Source organism: Streptomyces sp. NPDC086766 (genome assembly GCF_044746005.1).
Taxonomy (GTDB): Bacteria; Actinomycetota; Actinomycetes; order Streptomycetales; family Streptomycetaceae; genus Streptomyces.
Genome location: NZ_JBIVBI010000002.1, coordinates 134155 through 152698, shown reverse-complemented (window position 1 = coordinate 152698; position 18544 = coordinate 134155). Strand labels below are relative to the sequence as shown.

The 18544-nt window shown below is 73.0% G+C and carries 18 protein-coding genes; 10 read left to right on the top strand and 8 right to left on the bottom strand.

The features are described 5' to 3' along the window. Positions 1-70: 70 nt before the first annotated feature. Positions 71-1051: a hypothetical protein gene (locus ACIPM1_RS03800; RefSeq protein ID WP_402428479.1), complete on the bottom strand. Its 981-nt coding sequence runs from the start codon at positions 1049-1051 to the stop codon at positions 71-73. 60 nt (positions 1052-1111) lie between these two features. Further along, a complete protein-coding gene (locus tag ACIPM1_RS03795; protein ID WP_402428476.1) occupies positions 1112-1729 on the bottom strand; it encodes an RNA polymerase sigma factor in 618 nt (205 codons plus the stop codon). Positions 1730-2027: 298 nt separating this feature from the next. Here ACIPM1_RS03795 and ACIPM1_RS03790 point away from each other — a divergent pair, with 298 nt between their 5' ends. Next, entirely contained in the window at positions 2028-4745 is a 2718-nt protein-coding gene (locus tag ACIPM1_RS03790; protein WP_402428473.1) for an FG-GAP-like repeat-containing protein, read from the top strand. A gap of 102 nt (positions 4746-4847) precedes the next feature. Here ACIPM1_RS03790 and ACIPM1_RS03785 read toward each other — a convergent pair whose 3' ends face one another. The 4 genes from ACIPM1_RS03785 to ACIPM1_RS03770 form a co-directional block, all read right to left on the bottom strand. Continuing rightward, a complete protein-coding gene (locus ACIPM1_RS03785; RefSeq protein WP_402428470.1) occupies positions 4848-5234 on the bottom strand; it encodes a hypothetical protein in 387 nt (128 codons plus the stop codon). A 233-nt stretch (positions 5235-5467) separates the two neighbouring features. After that, entirely contained in the window at positions 5468-6025 is a 558-nt protein-coding gene (locus tag ACIPM1_RS03780) for a hypothetical protein (RefSeq protein ID WP_402428467.1), read from the bottom strand. A 245-nt stretch (positions 6026-6270) separates the two neighbouring features. Next, positions 6271-7098 (bottom strand): DUF4328 domain-containing protein, encoded by an 828-nt coding sequence (locus ACIPM1_RS03775; RefSeq protein ID WP_402428464.1) that lies wholly within the window; start codon positions 7096-7098, stop codon positions 6271-6273. Between the two features lie 142 nt (positions 7099-7240). Next, positions 7241-8869: a glycoside hydrolase family 20 protein gene (locus ACIPM1_RS03770; protein ID WP_402428461.1), complete on the bottom strand. Its 1629-nt coding sequence runs from the start codon at positions 8867-8869 to the stop codon at positions 7241-7243. Between the two features lie 214 nt (positions 8870-9083). On the opposite strand from ACIPM1_RS03770, the gene ACIPM1_RS03765 reads away from it, so the two are divergent. From ACIPM1_RS03765 to ACIPM1_RS03745, 5 genes are all read left to right on the top strand, one after another. Next, the gene (locus ACIPM1_RS03765) at positions 9084-9611 is read left to right on the top strand and encodes a 2-oxo-4-hydroxy-4-carboxy-5-ureidoimidazoline decarboxylase (protein ID WP_402429387.1); all 528 of its coding nucleotides are present in this window, start codon (positions 9084-9086) and stop codon (positions 9609-9611) included. Positions 9612-9778: 167 nt separating this feature from the next. Continuing rightward, positions 9779-10159, top strand: a complete 381-nt coding sequence (gene sdhC / locus ACIPM1_RS03760) for a succinate dehydrogenase, cytochrome b556 subunit (RefSeq protein ID WP_356182453.1) — start codon at positions 9779-9781, stop codon at positions 10157-10159. Between the two features lie 5 nt (positions 10160-10164). Further along, the gene (locus ACIPM1_RS03755) at positions 10165-10647 is read left to right on the top strand and encodes a succinate dehydrogenase hydrophobic membrane anchor subunit (protein WP_356182450.1); all 483 of its coding nucleotides are present in this window, start codon (positions 10165-10167) and stop codon (positions 10645-10647) included. Between the two features lie 19 nt (positions 10648-10666). Continuing rightward, on the top strand, positions 10667-12421 hold the full coding sequence (sdhA, locus tag ACIPM1_RS03750; RefSeq protein WP_356182447.1) for a succinate dehydrogenase flavoprotein subunit: 1755 nt from the start codon (positions 10667-10669) through the stop codon (positions 12419-12421). Beyond that, complete coding sequence (locus ACIPM1_RS03745) at positions 12421-13185, top strand: succinate dehydrogenase iron-sulfur subunit (protein ID WP_402428456.1); 765 nt, start codon at positions 12421-12423, stop codon at positions 13183-13185. The genes sdhA and ACIPM1_RS03745 overlap by 1 nt, the downstream gene beginning before the upstream one ends. A gap of 118 nt (positions 13186-13303) precedes the next feature. Here the strand turns inward: ACIPM1_RS03745 and ACIPM1_RS03740 are convergent, their stop codons facing one another. After that, complete coding sequence (locus ACIPM1_RS03740) at positions 13304-15799, bottom strand: DUF4132 domain-containing protein (RefSeq protein ID WP_402428453.1); 2496 nt, start codon at positions 15797-15799, stop codon at positions 13304-13306. Then, positions 15799-16191 carry a hypothetical protein gene (locus ACIPM1_RS03735; protein WP_402428450.1) on the bottom strand — a complete coding sequence of 131 codons (393 nt, stop codon included), beginning with the start codon at positions 16189-16191 and terminating at the stop codon, positions 15799-15801. Before ACIPM1_RS03735 ends, ACIPM1_RS03740 begins: the two co-directional genes overlap by 1 nt. A 93-nt stretch (positions 16192-16284) precedes the next feature. Here ACIPM1_RS03735 and ACIPM1_RS03730 point away from each other — a divergent pair, with 93 nt between their 5' ends. The 4 genes from ACIPM1_RS03730 to ACIPM1_RS03715 all read left to right on the top strand — a co-directional run bounded on the left by ACIPM1_RS03730 (position 16285) and on the right by ACIPM1_RS03715 (position 18467). After that, positions 16285-16695: a VOC family protein gene (locus ACIPM1_RS03730; RefSeq protein WP_402428446.1), complete on the top strand. Its 411-nt coding sequence runs from the start codon at positions 16285-16287 to the stop codon at positions 16693-16695. A 111-nt stretch (positions 16696-16806) separates the two neighbouring features. After that, on the top strand, positions 16807-17214 hold the full coding sequence (locus ACIPM1_RS03725) for a hypothetical protein (RefSeq protein WP_356182432.1): 408 nt from the start codon (positions 16807-16809) through the stop codon (positions 17212-17214). Then, positions 17211-17714 carry a thiol-disulfide oxidoreductase DCC family protein gene (locus ACIPM1_RS03720; protein WP_402428443.1) on the top strand — a complete coding sequence of 168 codons (504 nt, stop codon included), beginning with the start codon at positions 17211-17213 and terminating at the stop codon, positions 17712-17714. The genes ACIPM1_RS03725 and ACIPM1_RS03720 overlap by 4 nt, the downstream gene beginning before the upstream one ends. A 9-nt stretch (positions 17715-17723) precedes the next feature. Then, positions 17724-18467 (top strand): TetR family transcriptional regulator, encoded by a 744-nt coding sequence (locus ACIPM1_RS03715; RefSeq protein WP_402428440.1) that lies wholly within the window; start codon positions 17724-17726, stop codon positions 18465-18467. Positions 18468-18544: the final 77 nt, after the last annotated feature.

The window sequence follows — 18544 nt, the reverse complement described above, 5'->3', positions numbered from 1 at the left end:
CATGAACCCTTTCGTAATTTTTTCCACCGGCCCGCGCGGGGGCCGGGAGTGTGCGCCGGGCGGCGCATGATCAGCGACCCTTTCCGCCGGTCCCGCCGGAGCCGTCCCCGCCGGTGGAGGCGTCGCCTCCGGCGCCGGTGGCGCCTCCGGTGGAGGTGCCGCCGCCCGTGACCGTGCCGCCGGCCGTGCTGCCGCCGCCACCCGCGGCCGCGTCGGTGCCGCCCGTGGCCGCGCTGGTGCCGCCGCCGCTCGTACCGCCGGTCGCCGACCCGCCACCGGTCGCCGCCCCGGTCTCCGGCCTGCGGGTGCCGGTGTTCCCGGCGGTCACGGACGCCCCGGGATTGCCGGCGTCACCGGGGTTCCGCGTGCCGCCGGTGCCGCTCTCCGCCTCGCGGGCCGCGGCCCGCGCCAGCTGGTCGGCGCAGTAGCCGGCGACCGCGTCCGCGCCGCCCGCGGCCTTGACGAGCCGCCGCCAGGCGGTCGCGTCCAGCGCCTTGCCGTTGCCCCCGGCCTTCTCGTACGCCTCGCAGCGCGCCTCGGTGTCCCGGGCGCCGGCCGGTCGGTCCGTCGTGGCGGAGGCACCGGGCGTACCCGGACCGCCCGCGGACGACCCCGCGGACGCGCCGGCGGAAACGCCGGACGACGGGCGGGTGGACGGCCCGCCCCCGGGTCCGCCGTCCGAGGACCGGGCGGAGCCGATCGCCGCGACCGCGACCCCGCCGAGGGTGAGGCCGGCCAGGGCGAGACCCGCGGTGACCTTCACCGAGCGGCGCTTGCGCCGGCGCTCGGGTGCCCGCCAGTCGTCCCGGCGCCGGGACCGCGCGCCGTGCGCGCCGGTGTCCCGGGCGGCCCGGAACGCCACCACGGCCCGCTGCTCGGCCTCCGCGTCCAGGGAGTTTCCGCACAGCGCCGCGGCGAGCAGCGCCTCCACCCGGGCCTGCTGCGCCTCCGGTATGAGGTCCCACGTCCCGTGCCCGGCCCCGGACACGGTGCTGCCCGGGTGCCCGCGCCGACGGCCGTGAGCACTGCCGCCGCTTCGCCGTTCACCCATGTCCGTACCCGTCCCTGTCCGCCGGTCGGCCGTCCTGTCGTCCCCGGCCGCCGTTGTAGTTCACTCCGACTCCCCCAGCGTTCGGGAGTCGTCCTTCGTCACACCTGTCGCACCCAGCCGGTCCGCGAGCCGCTTCAGCCCCCGGTACGCGGCCGTCCGCACGGCGCCCGGCCGCTTGCCCAGCACGCGGGCGGCGGCGGGGCCGTCGAGACCGACGACGACGCGCAGCAGCACGGCCTCCGCCTGGTCCCTCGGGAGGGCCCGGACCAGGTCGAGGGCCCGCTCGGTGGAGAGCGACTCCAGGGCCTGGTCGTGGGTGTCGTACGGAGCGGGCAGGTCGAAGAGTTCCGCCTCGAGTGCCGCCGCCCGGGGCCGTACGCTCCGGCGCCTGAGGTGGTCCAGCGCCCTGTGCCGGGCGATGGTCGCCGTCCAGCCGCGGAAACCGGCCCCGTCGCCCTTGAAGCGGCCGAGGTCCCGGGCTATCTCCAGCCACGCGTCGGACGCCACGTCCTCGGCGTCGTCCCCGACCAGCCCGCGCAGATAGCCGAGCAGACCGGGCTGCACGATCCGGTAGGCGACCGCGAAGGCTGCCTCGTCACCGTCCTGGGCCCGTGCGACGGCCGCGCCCAGTTCCCCGTCGTGCGCCTGGCGGCGACGGGGTTCCCCTCCCTGGCCCAAGACTGTCCTCGTTCGTGCCGAGTGCGTAGCCACCGCGTGGCGCGTACCCCACCGCGGGCACGGTCCAGCCGTGTCCGTGTCCTCCACGATCTTCAGCGCCGGGCCCGGCGGAAGTGTCACAGCCCCTGGCCGACGAGGGCCGGGCACGCCCCTCCACCGCCGGCACGGCACCGACCGCGGCACCGGCTGCGGCCTCGGCGCCGGTCGCCTGGTGATGTTCGGCGAGTCCTGTGCGCTGTACAAGTACCGCCTGTGTGACAGGTGTTGTCATCGTGTTGATCTTCTAGGGGTGGGACAGTTGAGTCCTCGCAGGACCCATGCGTACAAACCGCTGAGTCTCAAGCGAAGAGCGTGGCTGACGCTCGGTGCCGTCGTACTGGGCGGAGCGGGAGCCGTCACGTACGCGATCGCCGATCCCGGCGCGCAGAGCGACGGCAAGGGCGCGGCCCGCAAGCCGTCGGTGCACACGCTGAAGCTTCAGGACCGGGGGGCGGGCCGCAAGGGCCTGGGGCAGCAGGACACCGACCGGTTCAGCGCGTTGCTGCTGACCTGGGACGACCAGAGCGCCAAGGCCAAGGGGACCCCCGAGGTCCGCACCCGGGACCTCGAGTCCCACAAGTGGTCGGGCTGGCAGAAGCTGCCGGACGACCCCTACCAGGCCGACGGCGCCGAGCGCGCCCGCGCCGGAAGCGCCGTGCGCGGCGGTACCGCCTCGGTGTGGACCGGCGACTCCGACGGCGTCCAGGTACGCGTCGTGAACGCCGACGGCACCGAGGCGGCCGGCCAGCCCGCCGGCATGGACGTGCGGCTGCTCGACCCCGGCACGGACCCGAAGCGGGGGTCCGAGCCCGCCGCGTACACCGTGGACACCGCCGTGGCCGCGACGGACTCCGCGTCGCCGACCGACTCCTCCACGCCCACGGACTCGCCGGTGCCCACCGACTCGCCCGTCGCGAGTGACTCCCCCTCGCCCACCGACCCGGCGCCGACGGACTCCACGGCGGCCGGCTCGCCCACGGCCACGGACTCCACCGGCGGCTCGCCGAGCGCCTCCCCGTCGCCGTCCAGCACGGTTCCCGAGCCGGTCCCGTCCACCGTCGTCAAGCCGCCGATCATCACGCAGGCCGAGTGGGGCGCGTCGACGAACTACGACGGCACGCCCAGCTACGGCACCGAGATCAAGGCCGCCGTCGTCCACCACACCGGTGTCGACAGCGACAACACGCTCTCCTGCGGAGAGTCCCGCGCCCGGATGCGCACCATCCAGCAGGAGCACTTCTCCCGCGGCTACTACGACATCGGCTACAACTTCGTCGTCGACCGCTGCGGCCAGATCTTCGAGGGCCGCAGCGGCGGCATGGACCTGCCGGTGGTCGGCGCGCACGACATCGGGTTCAACACCAACACGGTCGGCATCTCGTACATCGGCAACTACATGAGCGCCAAGCCCTCCCGCGCCGCCCTCGACGCCATCGCGCGCGTCGTGGCGTGGAAGTTCGGCATGTACGGCGTCGACCCGACCGGCAAGGTCACCCTGGAGTCCGGCAGCGGCGCGGGCGTCGACGGCAACAAGGTCGCCAAGGGCGAGTCGATCACGCTGCCCCGCGTCTTCGGCCACCGCGACACCAACGCGACCGCCTGCCCCGGAGACAACCTGTACCCCAAGCTGTCCTTCATCGCCGCGCTCGCCAAGACGCCCGGCATCTCGCACGCCCTGCCCACCTCCGACTACAACCGGGACGGCGTCGCCGACCTGGTCGCGGGTACCCCGAAGGCCAACTCGCTGACGGTGGTCCCCGGTGGGCTCGACGGTCCGGCCACGGCCTCGAAGACGACCCTCACCCAGAGCAGCCCGGGCGTTCCCGGCTCCTCCGAGAGCGGTGACGACTTCGGCGCCGCCACCGCCTGGGGCGACGTGAACGGCGACGGCTACGCCGACCTCGCGATCGGCGCCCCCGGCGAGGACGACACGAGCGGGCACGCCGACCGCGGCGCGGTCACGGTCCTGTACGGCCCGGCCCTGAACACCGGCTTCTCGTACACCACGTCCGGGGTGACGGCGAGCGGTGCCAAGCTCGGCTCGACGGTCACCGTCGGTGACTTCAACGGCGACGGCAAGGCGGACGTGTTCTCGGCCGGCACCGGCCAGGGCGGCAACTGGAACGTCCGCCTGACCGGCGGCGCCACCACCTCCGGCACGCTCACCACCGCCACCGGCTCGGTCGCCTACCTCGACGCCGCGACCGGCGACTTCAACCGGGACGGCTACGCCGACGTGGCCCTCAACTACCGCGACGCGGGCGGTATCGGACGGATCGTCCGCTTCGCGGGCTCGGCCACCGGCCTGACCAAGGCCGGGGTCCTCTCCGTCAAGGGCGGCCGCTCCGTCGCGGCGGGTGACATCAACGGCAACGGCTACGACGACATCGTCATCGGCCAGCCCTACGCCTCCGAGTCCGGCGGCGCGTCCGGCGGCCAGGTCACCATGCTCCAGGGCACCTCGACCGGCTTCACCACGACCGGCATGAAGGTCATCCAGCAGGACACCGCCTACGTACCCGGCGGCAACGAGTCCGGCGACGCCTTCGGCGCCTCGGTGTCGGTCGGCGACTACAACGGCGACGGCTACCCGGACGCCCTGGTGGGCGCGCCCGGCGAGAACCTGACCCGCAGTGGCGTCAATCAGATCGACGCCGGTGACGCGGTCCTGCTCAAGGGCACCTCCAGCGGTCTCACCGGCTCCGGCTCGATCGGCGTGTCCCAGGACACCTCCGGCGTACCCGGCTCCACCGAGTCCGGCGACCACCTCGGGTCGAGCGTGTCCCTGACGGACCTGTCCGGGTACGGCCGCGCCGACCTCACCTTCGGTGTGGAGGGCGAGGACAGCGGCAACGGCATCCTGATGTACCTGCCCAGCAACAGCAGCGGGCTCGGCTACACGCAGACCGCCATTCTCAGCCGGTCCGCCCTCGGCACCCCGGCGGGCGCCCACCTGGGCCAGACGCTGACTCCGTAGAGATCGGACGGCCCCGCCCGGGGCCGTCCACCGGACCGGGCCCCGTCCCCGCACCTGACCGCGGGGGCGGGGCCCGGCCCGCGTCCGCCGCGCCGCCGGTGGTCAGGAGTCGGCCGTGCTCGCGTCGCGGCACAGCAGCCGCAGGGAGCCGTCGCCCGCGAAACAGCGCCGGGCCTCGTCGATCGGGTCCCACAGCCGCCCGTCCGGGGTGCGGACCCAGTGGTCGCCGCCGGCTCCCCACCACTCGCCCCCGGCCTGGCGGACGATCACCTCACCGGCGTAGGCGCCGAAGCCGCGCAGCGTGCTCTCCACGGCCGCGTACGGGGGGCCCTCCCGCCGTATCTCCTCGATCACCCGGTCGACGCGCCACAGGCTCTGCGCCGAGTAGTCCAGGCGCAGCCGGGCGCCCTCGCGCATCGCCGTCACGGTGTCCGCCGCCCACCGCACCGGCTTGGCGGCGGCCGGCGGCCTGGTCTGCTGAGTCCTCACATCTAGCGCTGTCACATAGGGAAGAGCGAGGCCGGCGTGCGTCGCGTCACGCCGATCCGGCGGCTCCCCGCAAACCGGCGCAGGACCGACTCACGGCGCCCGCAGGACAGTCACAGGACTCTCGCAAGCGACGGGGTTCGAGGCGTCGGCGGCCACGGGGGCGTACCGGGCGGAGGCAAGCCCGCTCTCGGGACGTCCGGAGCCCCGCTCGGTGACCCGCCGGAGTGCGGTCCTCAGACCCGTCCGCGGGCCCGGCGCGACACCACCGCGCGCAGGACGCGGCGGCCCTCGGTCGAGACGTCCAGGGCCTGGCGCAGGCCGGCCGGGCCGTGGTCGGCGACCAGTTCCAGGACGGCGATCTGGCGGCGCAGCTCGGCGGCGACCAGGGGGGACATGCCGTCCGTACGCCCCTCGCGGCGGGAGTCGACCGGAGCCTCGTCCTCGGCGGGGTCGAGGAGCCGGTGGATCTGCAGCGAGGCGACCGAGCAGGCGTCGGCCCACACCCGCACCTCGGCGGCGGACCGGGCGTCCGGTGCGGCGGCGAGCATCCGGCGGGCCAGTCGCGCCGCCTCGTCACCGGCGTCCGCCTCCGGGTCGGCCCCGTCCAGCGAGCGGCGGGCCTGCGCCAGGCGCTCACCCCAGTCGCCGCCCCCGTCCACGAGGGTCGCCCACAGCGGCCGCAGCACCTCGTCGTCACCGCCGAGCAGCGGCATGCACCGATCCAAACAAGCCAGCCCGCTGGCGGCCAGTCCGCGCTCGTCGGCCTGCGCGATCAGTTCCACCAGGCTCATCCACGCCTCCCTCGCCAGGGCGCCGACCTTCACGGAGCCCGCACTTTCCCTTACTGCGTGCGACCGGCCCGTAGTGTCACACGGGCACCACGGAGAGTCGAGGGGAACGGCGGAAGAAAAGTTTTCGGCCATGGGAGGTGGCGGGCCGGCGGGTGCCGTGGGCGGCCGGCGGAACGGGCCGGACGGGCCCGGGCGGACGCTCGGGCGGCGGCCGGCACCGGGCCGCGCGAGCCGGGGGCCGGCCCTCAGACGGCGGCCGGCACCGGGCCCCCCAGCGCCTTCTGGTCCTGCATCCGGGTCAGCCGCAGCACGACGAGGACGGCGAGCACGGCGGCCACGATCTCCACCGCGTCGGCGAACACCATCTGCTGGGCGGCGTCGCGCAGTTCCCGGCCCGAGTCGGCCCGGCGGTAGGCGGTGAACGCGGCCCGGTCGGCCAGCAGGGAGACGATCCACACCGCCCACCAGGCGTTGACCAGGCGGTGCGAGCGCGGCCGGTCCACCGGGGCGCTGGCGTCCCAGATGTCCAGGGTGATCCGGCGCGGGAACCACAGGTTCACCACCGGGGTGAACCACGCCCCGATCGCCCAGCCGCGCTTCTTGCTGTGGCCGAAGGGGTCGAACACCTCCGCGTTCACCCGCACCCGGTGGAACCAGCACAGGAACGTGATCACGCTGACGAGCAACGCGACCGTCTGGACGACGCCCGCGGCGGCGTTGAGCCGGTCCGCGTGGTCGGCCCGGCCCGAGAGGCCCGCGCCGTAGGTGCCGGAGGCGAGGTCGTCGGCGACGTCGTACACCGTCAGGTCCACCCAGACCGCGAACAGGTCGGTGGCGGCGACGAGCCCGAGGACCACGGCGGCGGCGCGGGCGAGCACGCCCGGCGACCGCAGCCGGGCGCCCGGCGCCACCGGCGCGTGAAAGGCCCCCGGCGCTCCCGGATACGGCGCTCCTCCCGGGTACGCCCCCGCACCCGGGGCCGGTGCGGTGCCCTGGGCCGGTGCGGCGGCGCACCGGGCGCACAGGGTGCCGCCGGGTGCCGCCGCGAAGTGCTGACAGCGCGCGCAGATCATGGTTGGGTCCCCCCCGAGATGTCCGTCCTGGAGCCCGCGCGGCCCTCCCCGGCGCGCGCGGCACCGGGAACATACGGTTCACGCGCCGTGCCCGTCCACCCGATTCGGCGTCGGCCCGGTGGTGTCGCGCCCCGGTCGGATCTCAGCCCAGTCGTGCGGCCAGCGCCTTGAACTCCGCCCACGACAGCGCCGGCTTCCCCGGGTCCCACAGCTTCTGCGCGGTCGCGCGCAGCGGCATGCGGATGCCGGCGGCCACCTGGTTCTCGGTCTGGGCATAGGCCCGGTCGGACCACACCGCGAAGGAGCCGCCGAGGATCTGCGCGTCGTAGCGGGCGGGCACCGCCGCGGTGCCGCGCAGCACGCGCGGGGTCCACTGCTCGTAGATCCGCTGTCCGGTCGGGTAGACGAAGGTCTGCGGCTGGCCGAGGACGTAGTAGAGGAACTCGTCGTTGTAGTTGATCACCTTGCGGCCGGCGCTCAGGTAGTCGGCCGGCGTGCGGGCGCCGATCTCCTTGCCGGTCCAGTAGGCGACCTCGATGTCCTTGGCGGGCTGCACCGAGGTCCCCCGGAAGAAGCCGTCGTTCCAGGCGCGCGGGACGCGGGCGCGGCCCCGGACGGTCTCCGCGCGGGCGTTGAGCCAGCCCGTGGTGAGGTCGGCGACGGTGCCGCCGGAGCCGTAGGCCTTGCGGGCGGCGGCGGCCAGCTGGGGGTAGGAGGACTCGGGGCTGCGCACGGTCAGCGCCTGGTACTCGTCGCCGCCGAGGTGCCAGAAGCCGCCGGGGAACAGGCCGGCGTACTCGCCGAGGAGGTCGTCGACGATCTTGCCGGACTGCTCCTTGGAGATGTCGATGGCGCCCCTGGTCGGCACGCCCTGCGCGTTGCGCAGCTGGAGATCGGGGTGGGCGGCCAGCACGGCGCCGAGGTGGCCGGGCGAGTCGATCTCCGGCACGACGGTGATGTGCCGGCTCGCGGCGAGGTCGACGATCCGCTTGACCTGGGCCTTGGTGAGGTGGTCCTTGGAGACGATCTCCGGGTGCGTGTCGGACTGGATGCGGAAACCCTGGTCGTCGGAGAAGTGCAGACCGAGCTCGTTGTACTTCAGGTCGCCCAGCTCGCGTACGCGGTCCTCGATCCAGCCCGCCGTGTACGGCTTGCGGGCGATGTCCAGCATGAACCCGCGCCGCGGCTTGGCGGGCGTGTCGCGCACGACGCCCTCCGGCGCCGCCTCCGCTCCGCGCACCTCCTGCTTCAGCGTGCGGGTGCCGTAGAAGACGCCTGCCTCCGCCGGTCCGCTGATGGTGACGCGCCCGCCGGTCACGGTCATCGTGTAGGACTCCGGGCTGCCGCCCTGCCCGCCCAGCGCCAGCCGTACGTCCCCGGCGCGCGTGTCCTTCCGCTCGCCCGCGTAGGTCAGGCCCAGCTCGCCCGCGAGCAGGCGGCCCTCGTCGGCCAGGCCCGCGTCGCCCACCACGACGCGTTCGCCCTTGGCGGGGCGCCAGCCGGGGCCGCGGGCCGGGGTGTGGGACCGCACGGCCGGGATGGTGCGCGGCGGCCGGGACAGGGGGTAGGAGCGCGAGGGGCTCGGTGAGGGGGAGGCGGCGGAGCGGGCGGACGGCGGGCGCCCGGCGGAGCCCGGGGAGCCGCCGTCGTCGCCGAAGGCCCACAGACCGAGGCCGACGCCCAGTCCGACCGTGCCGGCGAACGCGCCGAGGGCCACTGCCCGCTTATGCCGCACCTTGCTCACCGGCGCGCGGCGCCTGTGCTGACTCACATCGCCAACCTAAGCCCTCCGCTCGCGGACGGCGTCCAGGCACCGTTCCCAAACTCTCCCGTGCGAGTGAATTTCGGTCATCGCTCGGACAGTCGACGACCAGTCCCGATAACGTGAACGACACATCTCTCACACCATCCCCTGCCGATACGCACGCGGCGTTCACAGCGACCGCCGCACCCACCGCCGAGGACTCACGCTGCCCGCGCAGACCCTGGAGCACTTCAACGCCGCCTCCGCCGAGGAGGCGCACCGCACCCTTCTCAGCTGCCTGCACAGCCCGCGCTGGGCGCGCCGGGTCGCCGACCACCGGCCCTACCCGGACCTGGGCGCCCTGCTGGCGGCCGCGGACGAGGCGGCCTACGACCTGGGACCCGAGGACCTGGCCGAGGCCCTGGCGGGCGAGTCGCTCCCGGCGCTGCCCGAGCACCTCTACTCGGCCGCCCACCTGGCGCTGAGCGCGGCGCACGCGGCCTACGAGAGCAGGTTCGGGCACGTGTTCGTCATCTCTCTCGACGGGGTTCCCCCCGACGAGGCCCTGGACCGGCTGCTGGCGGCCGTCCGGTCACGCCTGGCGAACGATCCGGAGGAGGAGCGGGTCGTCACCGCGGAGGAACTGCGCCGTCTGGCCAGGGAACGCCTGGTCAGAGCCGCCCTCGGGGAGGGCGGGCCGCGTGCCCGGACCTCTCCGGCCCGGGTCCGGCAGGCGCGGCGGACCGCTCGTCCGGGCAGCCGGCTGTAGCCCGTCCGTGCCCCTTTGAGTGCCAGTTTGATCACATGACCAGGCCCCCCGTGAGCGCCGGAGACGCCGGTCGTTAGGATGCTGGGGGCCGGTGGACCGTACCCGGCCGGGCCCGACCGACAGTGAAGCCGGCGCGGCCCTAGTCCCCGCTCCCGGAGGGTTCTTCCGTGCCGGCTGGAACGCTGTACCGCGGCCGGGAAGGAATGTGGTCCTGGGTGGCTCACCGAGTCACCGGCGTCCTCATCTTCTTCTTCCTGTTCGTTCACGTGCTGGACACCGCTCTCGTGCGTGTCTCCCCCGAGGACTACGACAAGGTCGTAGCCACGTACAAGACGCCGATTGTCGCCGTGCTGGAGTATGGCCTCGTCGCCGCCATCCTCTTCCACGCGCTCAACGGCCTGCGCGTCATCGCCGTCGACTTCTGGGCCAAGGGCCCGCGCTACCAGAAGCAGATGCTCTGGTCCGTCGTCGCCGTCTGGGTGGTGCTGATGCTCGGGGCGATCTACCCCGTCCTCGGCCACGCCGCCCGTGAACTTTTCGGGAGCTGACGCGCATGTCCACCACCGAAACCACCGCTTCCGGCATCGGCCCCGTCGAGGACGGCACCGGATACAACGTCGACAACCCGGCCCCCTACATCGAGGCCCCCCGGCAGCGCACCAGGAAGACCCCGAAGTCCACCCGGGGCAACTTCGAGCTGTACGGCTGGCTGTTCATGCGCCTGTCCGGCGTGGTGCTGGTCGTCCTCGTCCTCGGCCACCTGCTGATCCAGCTCGTCCTGGACGGCGGTGTCTCCAAGATCGGCTTCGCCTTCGTGGCCGGCCGCTGGGCCTCCCCGTTCTGGCAGGTCTGGGACCTCGCCATGCTGTGGCTCGCGATGCTGCACGGCGCCAACGGCCTGCGCACGGTCGTCAACGACTACGCGGAGCGCGCGAACACCCGGCTGTGGCTGAAGGCACTGCTGTACACCGCCACGGTGTTCACCATCCTGCTGGGCACGCTGGTGATCTTCACCTTCGACCCGAACATCCGCTAGGCACGGGGCTGCGAGAATCATGAAGATCCACAAGTACGACACCGTCATCGTCGGCGCCGGCGGCGCGGGCATGCGCGCGGCCATCGAGTCGACGAAGCGCAGCCGCACCGCGGTCCTGACCAAGCTCTACCCCACCCGCTCCCACACGGGCGCCGCGCAGGGCGGCATGGCCGCCGCGCTGGCCAACGTGGAGGAGGACAACTGGGAGTGGCACACCTTCGACACGGTCAAGGGCGGTGACTACCTGGTCGACCAGGACGCCGCCGAGATCCTGGCGAAGGAGGCCATCGACTCCGTCCTCGACCTGGAGAAGATGGGCCTGCCGTTCAACCGCACCCCGAACGGCACCATCGACCAGCGCCGCTTCGGCGGTCACAGCCGCAACCACGGCGAGGCCCCGGTCCGCCGCTCCTGCTACGCGGCCGACCGCACCGGCCACATGATCCTCCAGACGCTGTACCAGAACTGCGTCAAGGAGGGCGTGGAGTTCTTCAACGAGTTCTACGTCCTGGACCAGCTGATCACCGAGGTCGACGGCGTCAAGCGCTCGGCCGGCGTGGTGGCCTACGAGCTGGCCACCGGCGAGATCCACATCTTCCAGGCGAAGGCCGTGATCTACGCCTCGGGCGGCACCGGAAAGTTCTTCCGCGTGACCTCGAACGCGCACACGCTGACCGGTGACGGCCAGGCCGCCGTCTACCGCCGGGGCCTGCCGCTGGAGGACATGGAGTTCTTCCAGTTCCACCCGACCGGCATCTGGCGCATGGGCATCCTGCTGACGGAGGGCGCCCGCGGTGAGGGCGGCATCCTCCGCAACAAGGACGGCGAGCGCTTCATGGAGAAGTACGCGCCGGTCATGAAGGACCTCGCCTCGCGCGACGTGGTGTCGCGGTCGATCTACACGGAGATCCGCGAGGGCCGCGGCTGCGGTCCCGAGGGCGACCACGTCTTCCTGGACCTGACCCACCTGCCGCCGGAGCAGCTGGACGCCAAGCTGCCCGACATCACCGAGTTCGCGCGGACGTACCTCGGCATCGAGCCCTACACGGACCCGATCCCGATCCAGCCGACCGCGCACTACGCCATGGGCGGCATCCCGACCAACGTCCAGGGCGAGGTGCTCGCGGACAACACCACGGTCGTCCCGGGCCTGTACGCGGCCGGCGAGGTCGCCTGCGTCTCCGTGCACGGCGCCAACCGCCTCGGCACGAACTCGCTGCTGGACATCAACGTGTTCGGCAAGCGGGCCGGCATCGCGGCCGCCGAGTACGCGGCGAGGGCCGACTTCGTGGAGCTGCCGGAGGACCCCGAGTCCCTCGTCGTCGCGCAGATCGAGCGGCTGCGGACCTCCACGGGCACCGAGCGCGTGGCCACCATCCGCCGCGAGCTGCAGGACACCATGGACGCCAACGTCATGGTGTTCCGCACCGAGCAGACGATCAAGACGGCGGTCGAGAAGATCGCCGAGCTCCGGGAGCGCTACAAGAACGTGGCGATCCAGGACAAGGGCAAGCGGTTCAACACGGACCTGCTGGAGGCCATCGAGCTGGGCAACCTGCTGGACCTGGCCGAGGTCATGGCGGTCTCCGCCCTGGCCCGCAAGGAGTCCCGCGGCGGTCACTACCGTGAGGACTACCCGAACCGCGACGACGTCAACTTCATGCGGCACACCATGGCGTACCGCGAGGTCGGCGCCGACGGTTCCGAAACCGTCCGTCTCGACTACAAGCCGGTCGTCCAGACCCGCTACCAGCCGATGGAGCGTAAGTACTGATGGCAACCCCTGTTCTGGACAAGGCCGAGGCGGAGGCCCAGGCGCCGTCCCCCTACATCACGGTCACCTTCCGGATCCGCCGGTTCAACCCGGAGGTCTCGGCGGAGGCGGCCTGGGAAGACTTCCAGCTGGAGATCGACCCGAAGGAGCGCGTCCTCGACGGTCTCCACAAGATCAAGTGGGACCTGGACGGCACGCTGACCTTCCGCCGGTCCTGCGCGCACGGCATCTGCGGCTCGGACGCCATGCGGATCAACGGCAAGAACCGTCTGGCCTGCAAGACGCTGATCAAGGACATCAACCCCGAGAAGCCGATCACGGTCGAGCCCATAAAGGGCCTCACGGTCCTGAAGGACCTGGTCGTGGACATGGAGCCGTTCTTCCAGGCGTACCGGGACGTGATGCCGTTCCTGATCACCAAGGACACCAACGAGCCGACGCGTGAGCGTCTGCAGTCGGCCGAGGACCGCGAGCGCTTCGACGACACGACGAAGTGCATCCTCTGCGCGGCCTGCACCTCGTCCTGCCCGGTGTTCTGGAACGACGGCCAGTACTTCGGCCCGGCGGCCATCGTCAACGCGCACCGGTTCATCTTCGACTCGCGTGACGAGGCCGGCGAGCAGCGCCTGGAGATCCTGAACGACAAGGACGGCGTCTGGCGCTGCCGCACCACCTTCAACTGCACCGACGCCTGCCCCCGCGGCATCGAGGTGACGAAGGCGATCGCCGAGGTGAAGCGGGCGCTGATCACGCGCCGCTTCTGACCCCTCGCGCGTACCTCACCGAGGGCCCCGTTCCAGCCTGGGACGGGGCCCTCGGACGTGCGGGGCGGGACCCTCGGTGTGGGTGGCAGGGCTCCCGGCGGTGCGGGGCACGGCCCGGCTACAGCTGGCTCAGGATCGTGGGATCGGTGATCTTCGTGTCGTCCGCCAGCATCATCGCCTTGCTGAGGATCACCGCGAGCGTCCGGTCGCCCTCGTAGGGCAGGTAACCGGCCTGCGGGCGGGCCGGGTCGCTCTTCGGGACGATGCACAGGTACCGGTCGTCCGGGGTCCTGAGGATGTTGCCCGAGCCGAGGTGGATCTTGTACGTGTGCAGGTCGCCCCGCACGTGCAGGAAGCGGCCCTCGACCGTGCAGCGGCCGGCGACGGCCAGCCGGGGGATGAGCCGCTCCAGCAGCGCGCGGCGGGTCTCGGCGCCCTGGCTCAGCTCGCCGAAGCCGTACGACGTCCAGTACTCCCGGAAGCGGCCCTCGGGGCCGCCGTCCTGCCAGGCCGGGTCGTTGCCCACGCTCGCGACACCGACGAAGAGGTCGACGTCGCGCAGCACCTCGGACAGCACCAGCGGCGGGACGGCGGTCAGGGGCAGCGGCTCGACCGGGTCGGCTCCGTCGCGCAGCCACATCCGGTACTCGCCGCCGCAGCAGTGCGCCGAGTTCTCCGGGGCGTCGATCGGATAGAAGCGGACCTGGTCGGTGCACAGGCGCACATAGCTTCCGGAGCCGGTGAGGCCGTCGCCGTGGCCGTCGCCCTCCCCGTGGACCCAGTACTCGGCACGCAGGCCCCACCGCGGCAGCTCGCGCACGGCGGGCGGAGCCTCGTCGTCGACCATGAGGCGCAGCCGGTTGCGCCACCCGCGGACCGCGGCCAGCGCGTGGAACTGGTGCTGCCGCAGGATGTGCGCCGCGAACCGGTTGGAGTAGGTGCCCGTCGCGCGCTCGGCGTCCGTCAGCAGGTAGACCTCGCGGTGGGCCTGCTTGAACGGCTGGGTGACGCCGTGCCGCTCCAGCCACTCGCGCCAGGCGACGATCTCGGCGGGTTCCTGGCCGACGGGGTGCCAGAGGGTGACCTCACGGCCGCTGTCGAACGGGTCGCCGGTGAGCGTGCGCAGGGCTCCGTCGGCGTACCCCACCGTGGTGCCGTCGACCGTCCACAGCAGGCGGCGGGCCAGCGTGCCGACGAGCGGGTGGTCGAGGAGGCGCTCGCGCCAGGCGCCGTAGGACCAGGTGCGCCGGGCCAGGAACTGCCGGTCCAGTCGCTCGCTCTGCGCGGTGAGCATCCTGTCGATGTCCTTGACCGCCGCCTTCAGCTCCTTCACCTCGTCGGGGTGGTCGCGCCGCACGGCGGCGGGCACGCTCCTGACGGGTCTGCCGGCGGCATTGCGCCAGCCGAGGACCGCTCGGGTGCCGTGCACCTCGATCAGCGCGGTGACGTCACCGAGCCGGTGTTCCGCGCGGCCTACGCCGGTCAGCCCGTAGGCGGGCACCGCGAGTTCCTCGGTCTCCTCCCGGGTGAGGCCGAGCGCGGCGGCCCGGTCGTCGAGCGCCTTGTCCAGGAGCCCGGCGGTGCTCTTGTACGTCACCCGGGTGACCAGGCGGGCCAGTTCCGCCAGGGCGGCCCCGCTGTGGACGCGGGCGAGCGCGACCACGCCGGCGTTGGCGACCTTCGGGTTGCGCGGGCCGAGACCGGCGACCTTCTTCAGCGAGGTCTCCACGAGGGCGCCGAGCGCGCGGGCGCTGTCCGGGTGCGGCGGCACCAGCGAGAGCAGCCAGGCCAGGCCACGCAGGGTCGTGGCGTTGTACGGGTCGAAGGTCTCGTCGGGATTCGCGCCGTAGTGGGTCGCCACCAGCGGGTGCGTCCGCGGTCTGCCCACGAGGCCCAGCCAGCGCCGCAGCCGCTCGCCCGCGTCGTCGGCGCCGACGGCGTCGACGGCGTCGAGCAGCGTCCGTGCGGTCCGTTCCCACTTCGCCGAGGGCCGGGCGGAGCCGGCCGTGGTGGCGTGGGCGACCAGGCGCCGCCAGTCCTCGCCGAGCCCGTCCAGCTCCGTCAGGGCCTGGTCGGCCCAGGCCTCGCCGGGGTTCACCACGGGGCCGGTGAGCCGGTCGGCCAGGGCGTCCAGCTCCTGCGACCCGTGCCACAGCGTCAGCCGGGTGCGGCGGATCACGGCGACGAACGCGCCGGGCAGCTCGCGCCCCTCGGCGAGCTCCAGTTCGGCCAGCCGGACCAGCTCGGCCGGCTGGTGGTGCACCTCCTGCTCGCAGGCCAGGCGGATCAGCGCGGCGCGGCCGTCGATCGGGCCGGTCGCAGCGGCGGCCGTGGTGTCCAGGGTGGCGAGGAACCGTACGATGCCGCGCCACTCGGCCGTCCCGGACTCCGGGGCGACGCACCGGCCCGCCAGCCGGTGCACGAGCCGGGCCCGGAACCCGGCGTCCGCGGCGCGCGCGGCGTCCACGACCTTGCGCCCCTCGAACCCCCAGTGGTCGTCGATCATGTCGGCGAGCGCGAGCAGGTCGGGGACGAGCCCGTCGGCGTCCTCGTCGGCGATCCGCCCGAGGACGTCGCGGACCAGGCGGGCGTACGCGGAGGGCGAGGTGATCATCAGCCACCCACCAGCGGCACGAGCTTCAGGAAGGTCACCTCGGTGCCCTGCGTCAGCTCCACCTCCTCGTCCGGGTCGGTGACCTGACGGTCCCCCACCAGCACCAGGAAGCCGTTGCCCGCGAAGGCGGTGAGCGCCAGCTCCGTCTGCGCCCCGGGGTCGATCCGGCGGGGGGCGCGCAGCGCGTACCCGTCGAGCACCCGCTCGGCGTCCCGCGGCTGCACCAGCCCCTGGAACACCCGCGGCGTACGCGCGTTGTACTCGGCGACCTCCCGGAACACCCGGCGCCGGATCAGCTCACGCACGGTGAGGCGCTCCTCGGCGATCTCGAGCCCCCAGCCCGCACCCCGGTCCCCCGCAGTCGTCTCGTCGACGAACGTCACGATTGCCATGCGGACGACGGTAGGGGGCACCACTGACAATCACGGGTCGGGGCCGGTCGGCCAATCCCCGGTTCCGCGGGCCCGCCGCCCTACGCTGACGGCATGTCAGACGACGAGTCGTACGAGCTGCTCGGGTTCGACAACGTACTGCTGCCGGTCGGGGATCTCGGGCGGGCCGTGGAATTCTACGGGCGGGCCGGGTTCGCGGTGGGGTTCCGGCTGGACGAGGCGGGGATCGCGCAGCTGAAGGTCGGGGCCGAGACGCCGGGGATCCTGCTGTGCGCGGAGGACGGGTTCGGGCACCGGCCGCCGCCGTGGCCCTTCCCGCGGGTCTGGCTGGAGGTCGCCGACGCGCGGGCGGCGGCCCGGGGGCTGACCGCGGCCGGCGTCGAACTCCTCGACGCGCCCTCCCCCGCCGCCACCGGCTGGACCGTCGAGTTCGCCGACCCCTGGGGCAACGTCATCGGCCTCACCGACTACACCAAGCGCCCCGAACTGGGCCGCCGCCCCTGAGAGGCCGGTCACTCCGGAGCACCCCGCGCGCTGTTCGGTTGAACGTGTTCAAAAACAGGTCTACAGTCACTCACGACAGCGTTTTGAACGCGTTCAAGAAAGGGTGGGGACATGGACCGCACGGTCATCGCCTACGTCATCTATCTGCTCGTCAGCATCGCCCTGACCATCTGGGTGGCGCGCACGCTCAGCCGCAACGGTCGGGTCTTCCTCGCCGACGTGCTGCACGGGAACGAGAAGCTCGCCGACGCCGTCAACCACCTGCTGGTGGTGGGCTTCTACCTCGTCAACCTCGGCTTCGTCGCGCTGTACCTGAGCGGTGACGAGACCATCGACAGCACGCGCGGGATCTTCGAGGCCCTGTCCACCAAGCTCGGTGTGGTGCTGCTGGTGCTCGGCGTGATGCACCTGGGCAACGTGTACGCGCTCAACCGCATCCGGCGCCGCGGGATGATGGAACGCGAGCAGGTGCCGCCGGTCGGCCCGCAGGGCTGGACCGCCCCGCCGGCGGGGGCGTGAGCGCGGTGACGGCCGAGGCCGCGGGCCGGGACCGGGACGCGGCGCGCGTCCCGGTCCACGGGCTGACCGTGCTGTACGACGCCGAGTGCTCACTGTGCTCCTTCGTCCGCGACTGGCTGCTCAAGCAGCGCCAGTTGGTGCCGCTGGAGTTGGTGCCGGCCGGTTCCGCCGAGGCGCGGCGGCGCTACCCCGGCCTCGACCACCGGGCCACCCTGGACGAGGTCACGGTCGTCGGGGACGCCGGGCAGGTCTACCGGGGCGCCGCCGCCTGGGTCGTGGTCCTGTGGGCCCTGCGCGAACACCGGCCGCTCGCCCACCGGCTGAGCACCCCGGCGGGCGCGAAGCTCGCCCGGGGCGCGGTGCTGGCGGCCGCCAAGTGGCGGGGCGCGCAGTGGGGCGGGCGCGCGTACGCGCGCGGCGACGGCTGGGCGTACGACCCGCGCGCGGGATGGACGTACAGCCCTCCGGGCTGTGACAGCGGCGCCTGTCCCACTGGCTAGGCTCTGTCCGTGCCCGCGAAGAACGACGGCCCCGCAGAGGGCGCGAACCCGAGCAAGTCCGAGCAGACCCGCGCGCTCATCCTGGAGACGGCCATGCGGCTGTTCCAGGAGCGCGGCTACGACAAGACCACGATGCGGGCGATCGCCAAGGAGGCCGGCGTCTCCGTCGGCAACGCGTACTACTACTTCGCGGGCAAGGAACACCTGATCCAGGGCTTCTACGACCGGATCGCCGCCGAGCACCAGGAGGCGGTCCGGGAGGTCCTGGCCCGGGAGACCGACCTGGAGGCGCGGCTCGCGGGCGTCCTGAAGGCCTGGCTGGACGTCGCCACCCCGTACCACGAGTTCGCGGTGCAGTTCTTCAAGAACGCCGCGGACCCGGACAGCCCGCTCAGCCCCTTCTCTCCCGAGTCGGAGCACGCGCGCGTGGAGGCCGTCAGCGTCCACCGGCAGGTGCTGCGGGGGGCGCGGACCAAGGTCCCCGAGGACCTGCGGGAGGTGCTGCCGGAGCTGATGTGGCTCGCGCAGATGGGGCTGGTCCTGTACTGGATCTTCGACCGGACCGAGGGGCGCGAGCGCAGCTACCGGCTCGCCGAGCGCGGGGCCCGCCTCACCGCGCGCGGCGTCGTCCTGGCCCGCTTCCGCGTGCTGCGGCCCCTGGTCCACGAGGTGCACGAGCTGTTCACGGACTTCCTGCCGGGCATGACGAGGGCGCTCCCGGACCCGGCCGCGGACAAGCGCCGGGACAAGTGATCACTTCCGGGTGAAGCGCCCGTAAGGGGACACCTGGCGTCCGGGCTGCCTACGATGATGCTCTCGACACCAGCCCA

Excerpts from the sequence above, each read along its gene's own strand:
- ACIPM1_RS03780 (WP_402428467.1), bottom strand. The coding sequence starts at position 6,025 with ATGAGCCTGGTGGAACTGATCGCGCAGGCCGACGAGCGCGGACTGGCC.
- ACIPM1_RS03775 (WP_402428464.1), bottom strand. The coding sequence starts at position 7,098 with ATGATCTGCGCGCGCTGTCAGCACTTCGCGGCGGCACCCGGCGGCACC.
- ACIPM1_RS03725 (WP_356182432.1), top strand. The coding sequence starts at position 16,807 with ATGGACCGCACGGTCATCGCCTACGTCATCTATCTGCTCGTCAGCATC.
- ACIPM1_RS03730 (WP_402428446.1), top strand. The coding sequence starts at position 16,285 with ATGTCAGACGACGAGTCGTACGAGCTGCTCGGGTTCGACAACGTACTG.
- ACIPM1_RS03800 (WP_402428479.1), bottom strand. The coding sequence starts at position 1,051 with ATGGGTGAACGGCGAAGCGGCGGCAGTGCTCACGGCCGTCGGCGCGGG.
- ACIPM1_RS03755 (WP_356182450.1), top strand. The coding sequence starts at position 10,165 with ATGTCCACCACCGAAACCACCGCTTCCGGCATCGGCCCCGTCGAGGAC.
- ACIPM1_RS03745 (WP_402428456.1), top strand. The coding sequence starts at position 12,421 with ATGGCAACCCCTGTTCTGGACAAGGCCGAGGCGGAGGCCCAGGCGCCG.
- ACIPM1_RS03740 (WP_402428453.1), bottom strand. The coding sequence starts at position 15,799 with ATGATCACCTCGCCCTCCGCGTACGCCCGCCTGGTCCGCGACGTCCTC.
- sdhA (WP_356182447.1), top strand. The coding sequence starts at position 10,667 with ATGAAGATCCACAAGTACGACACCGTCATCGTCGGCGCCGGCGGCGCG.
- ACIPM1_RS03735 (WP_402428450.1), bottom strand. The coding sequence starts at position 16,191 with ATGGCAATCGTGACGTTCGTCGACGAGACGACTGCGGGGGACCGGGGT.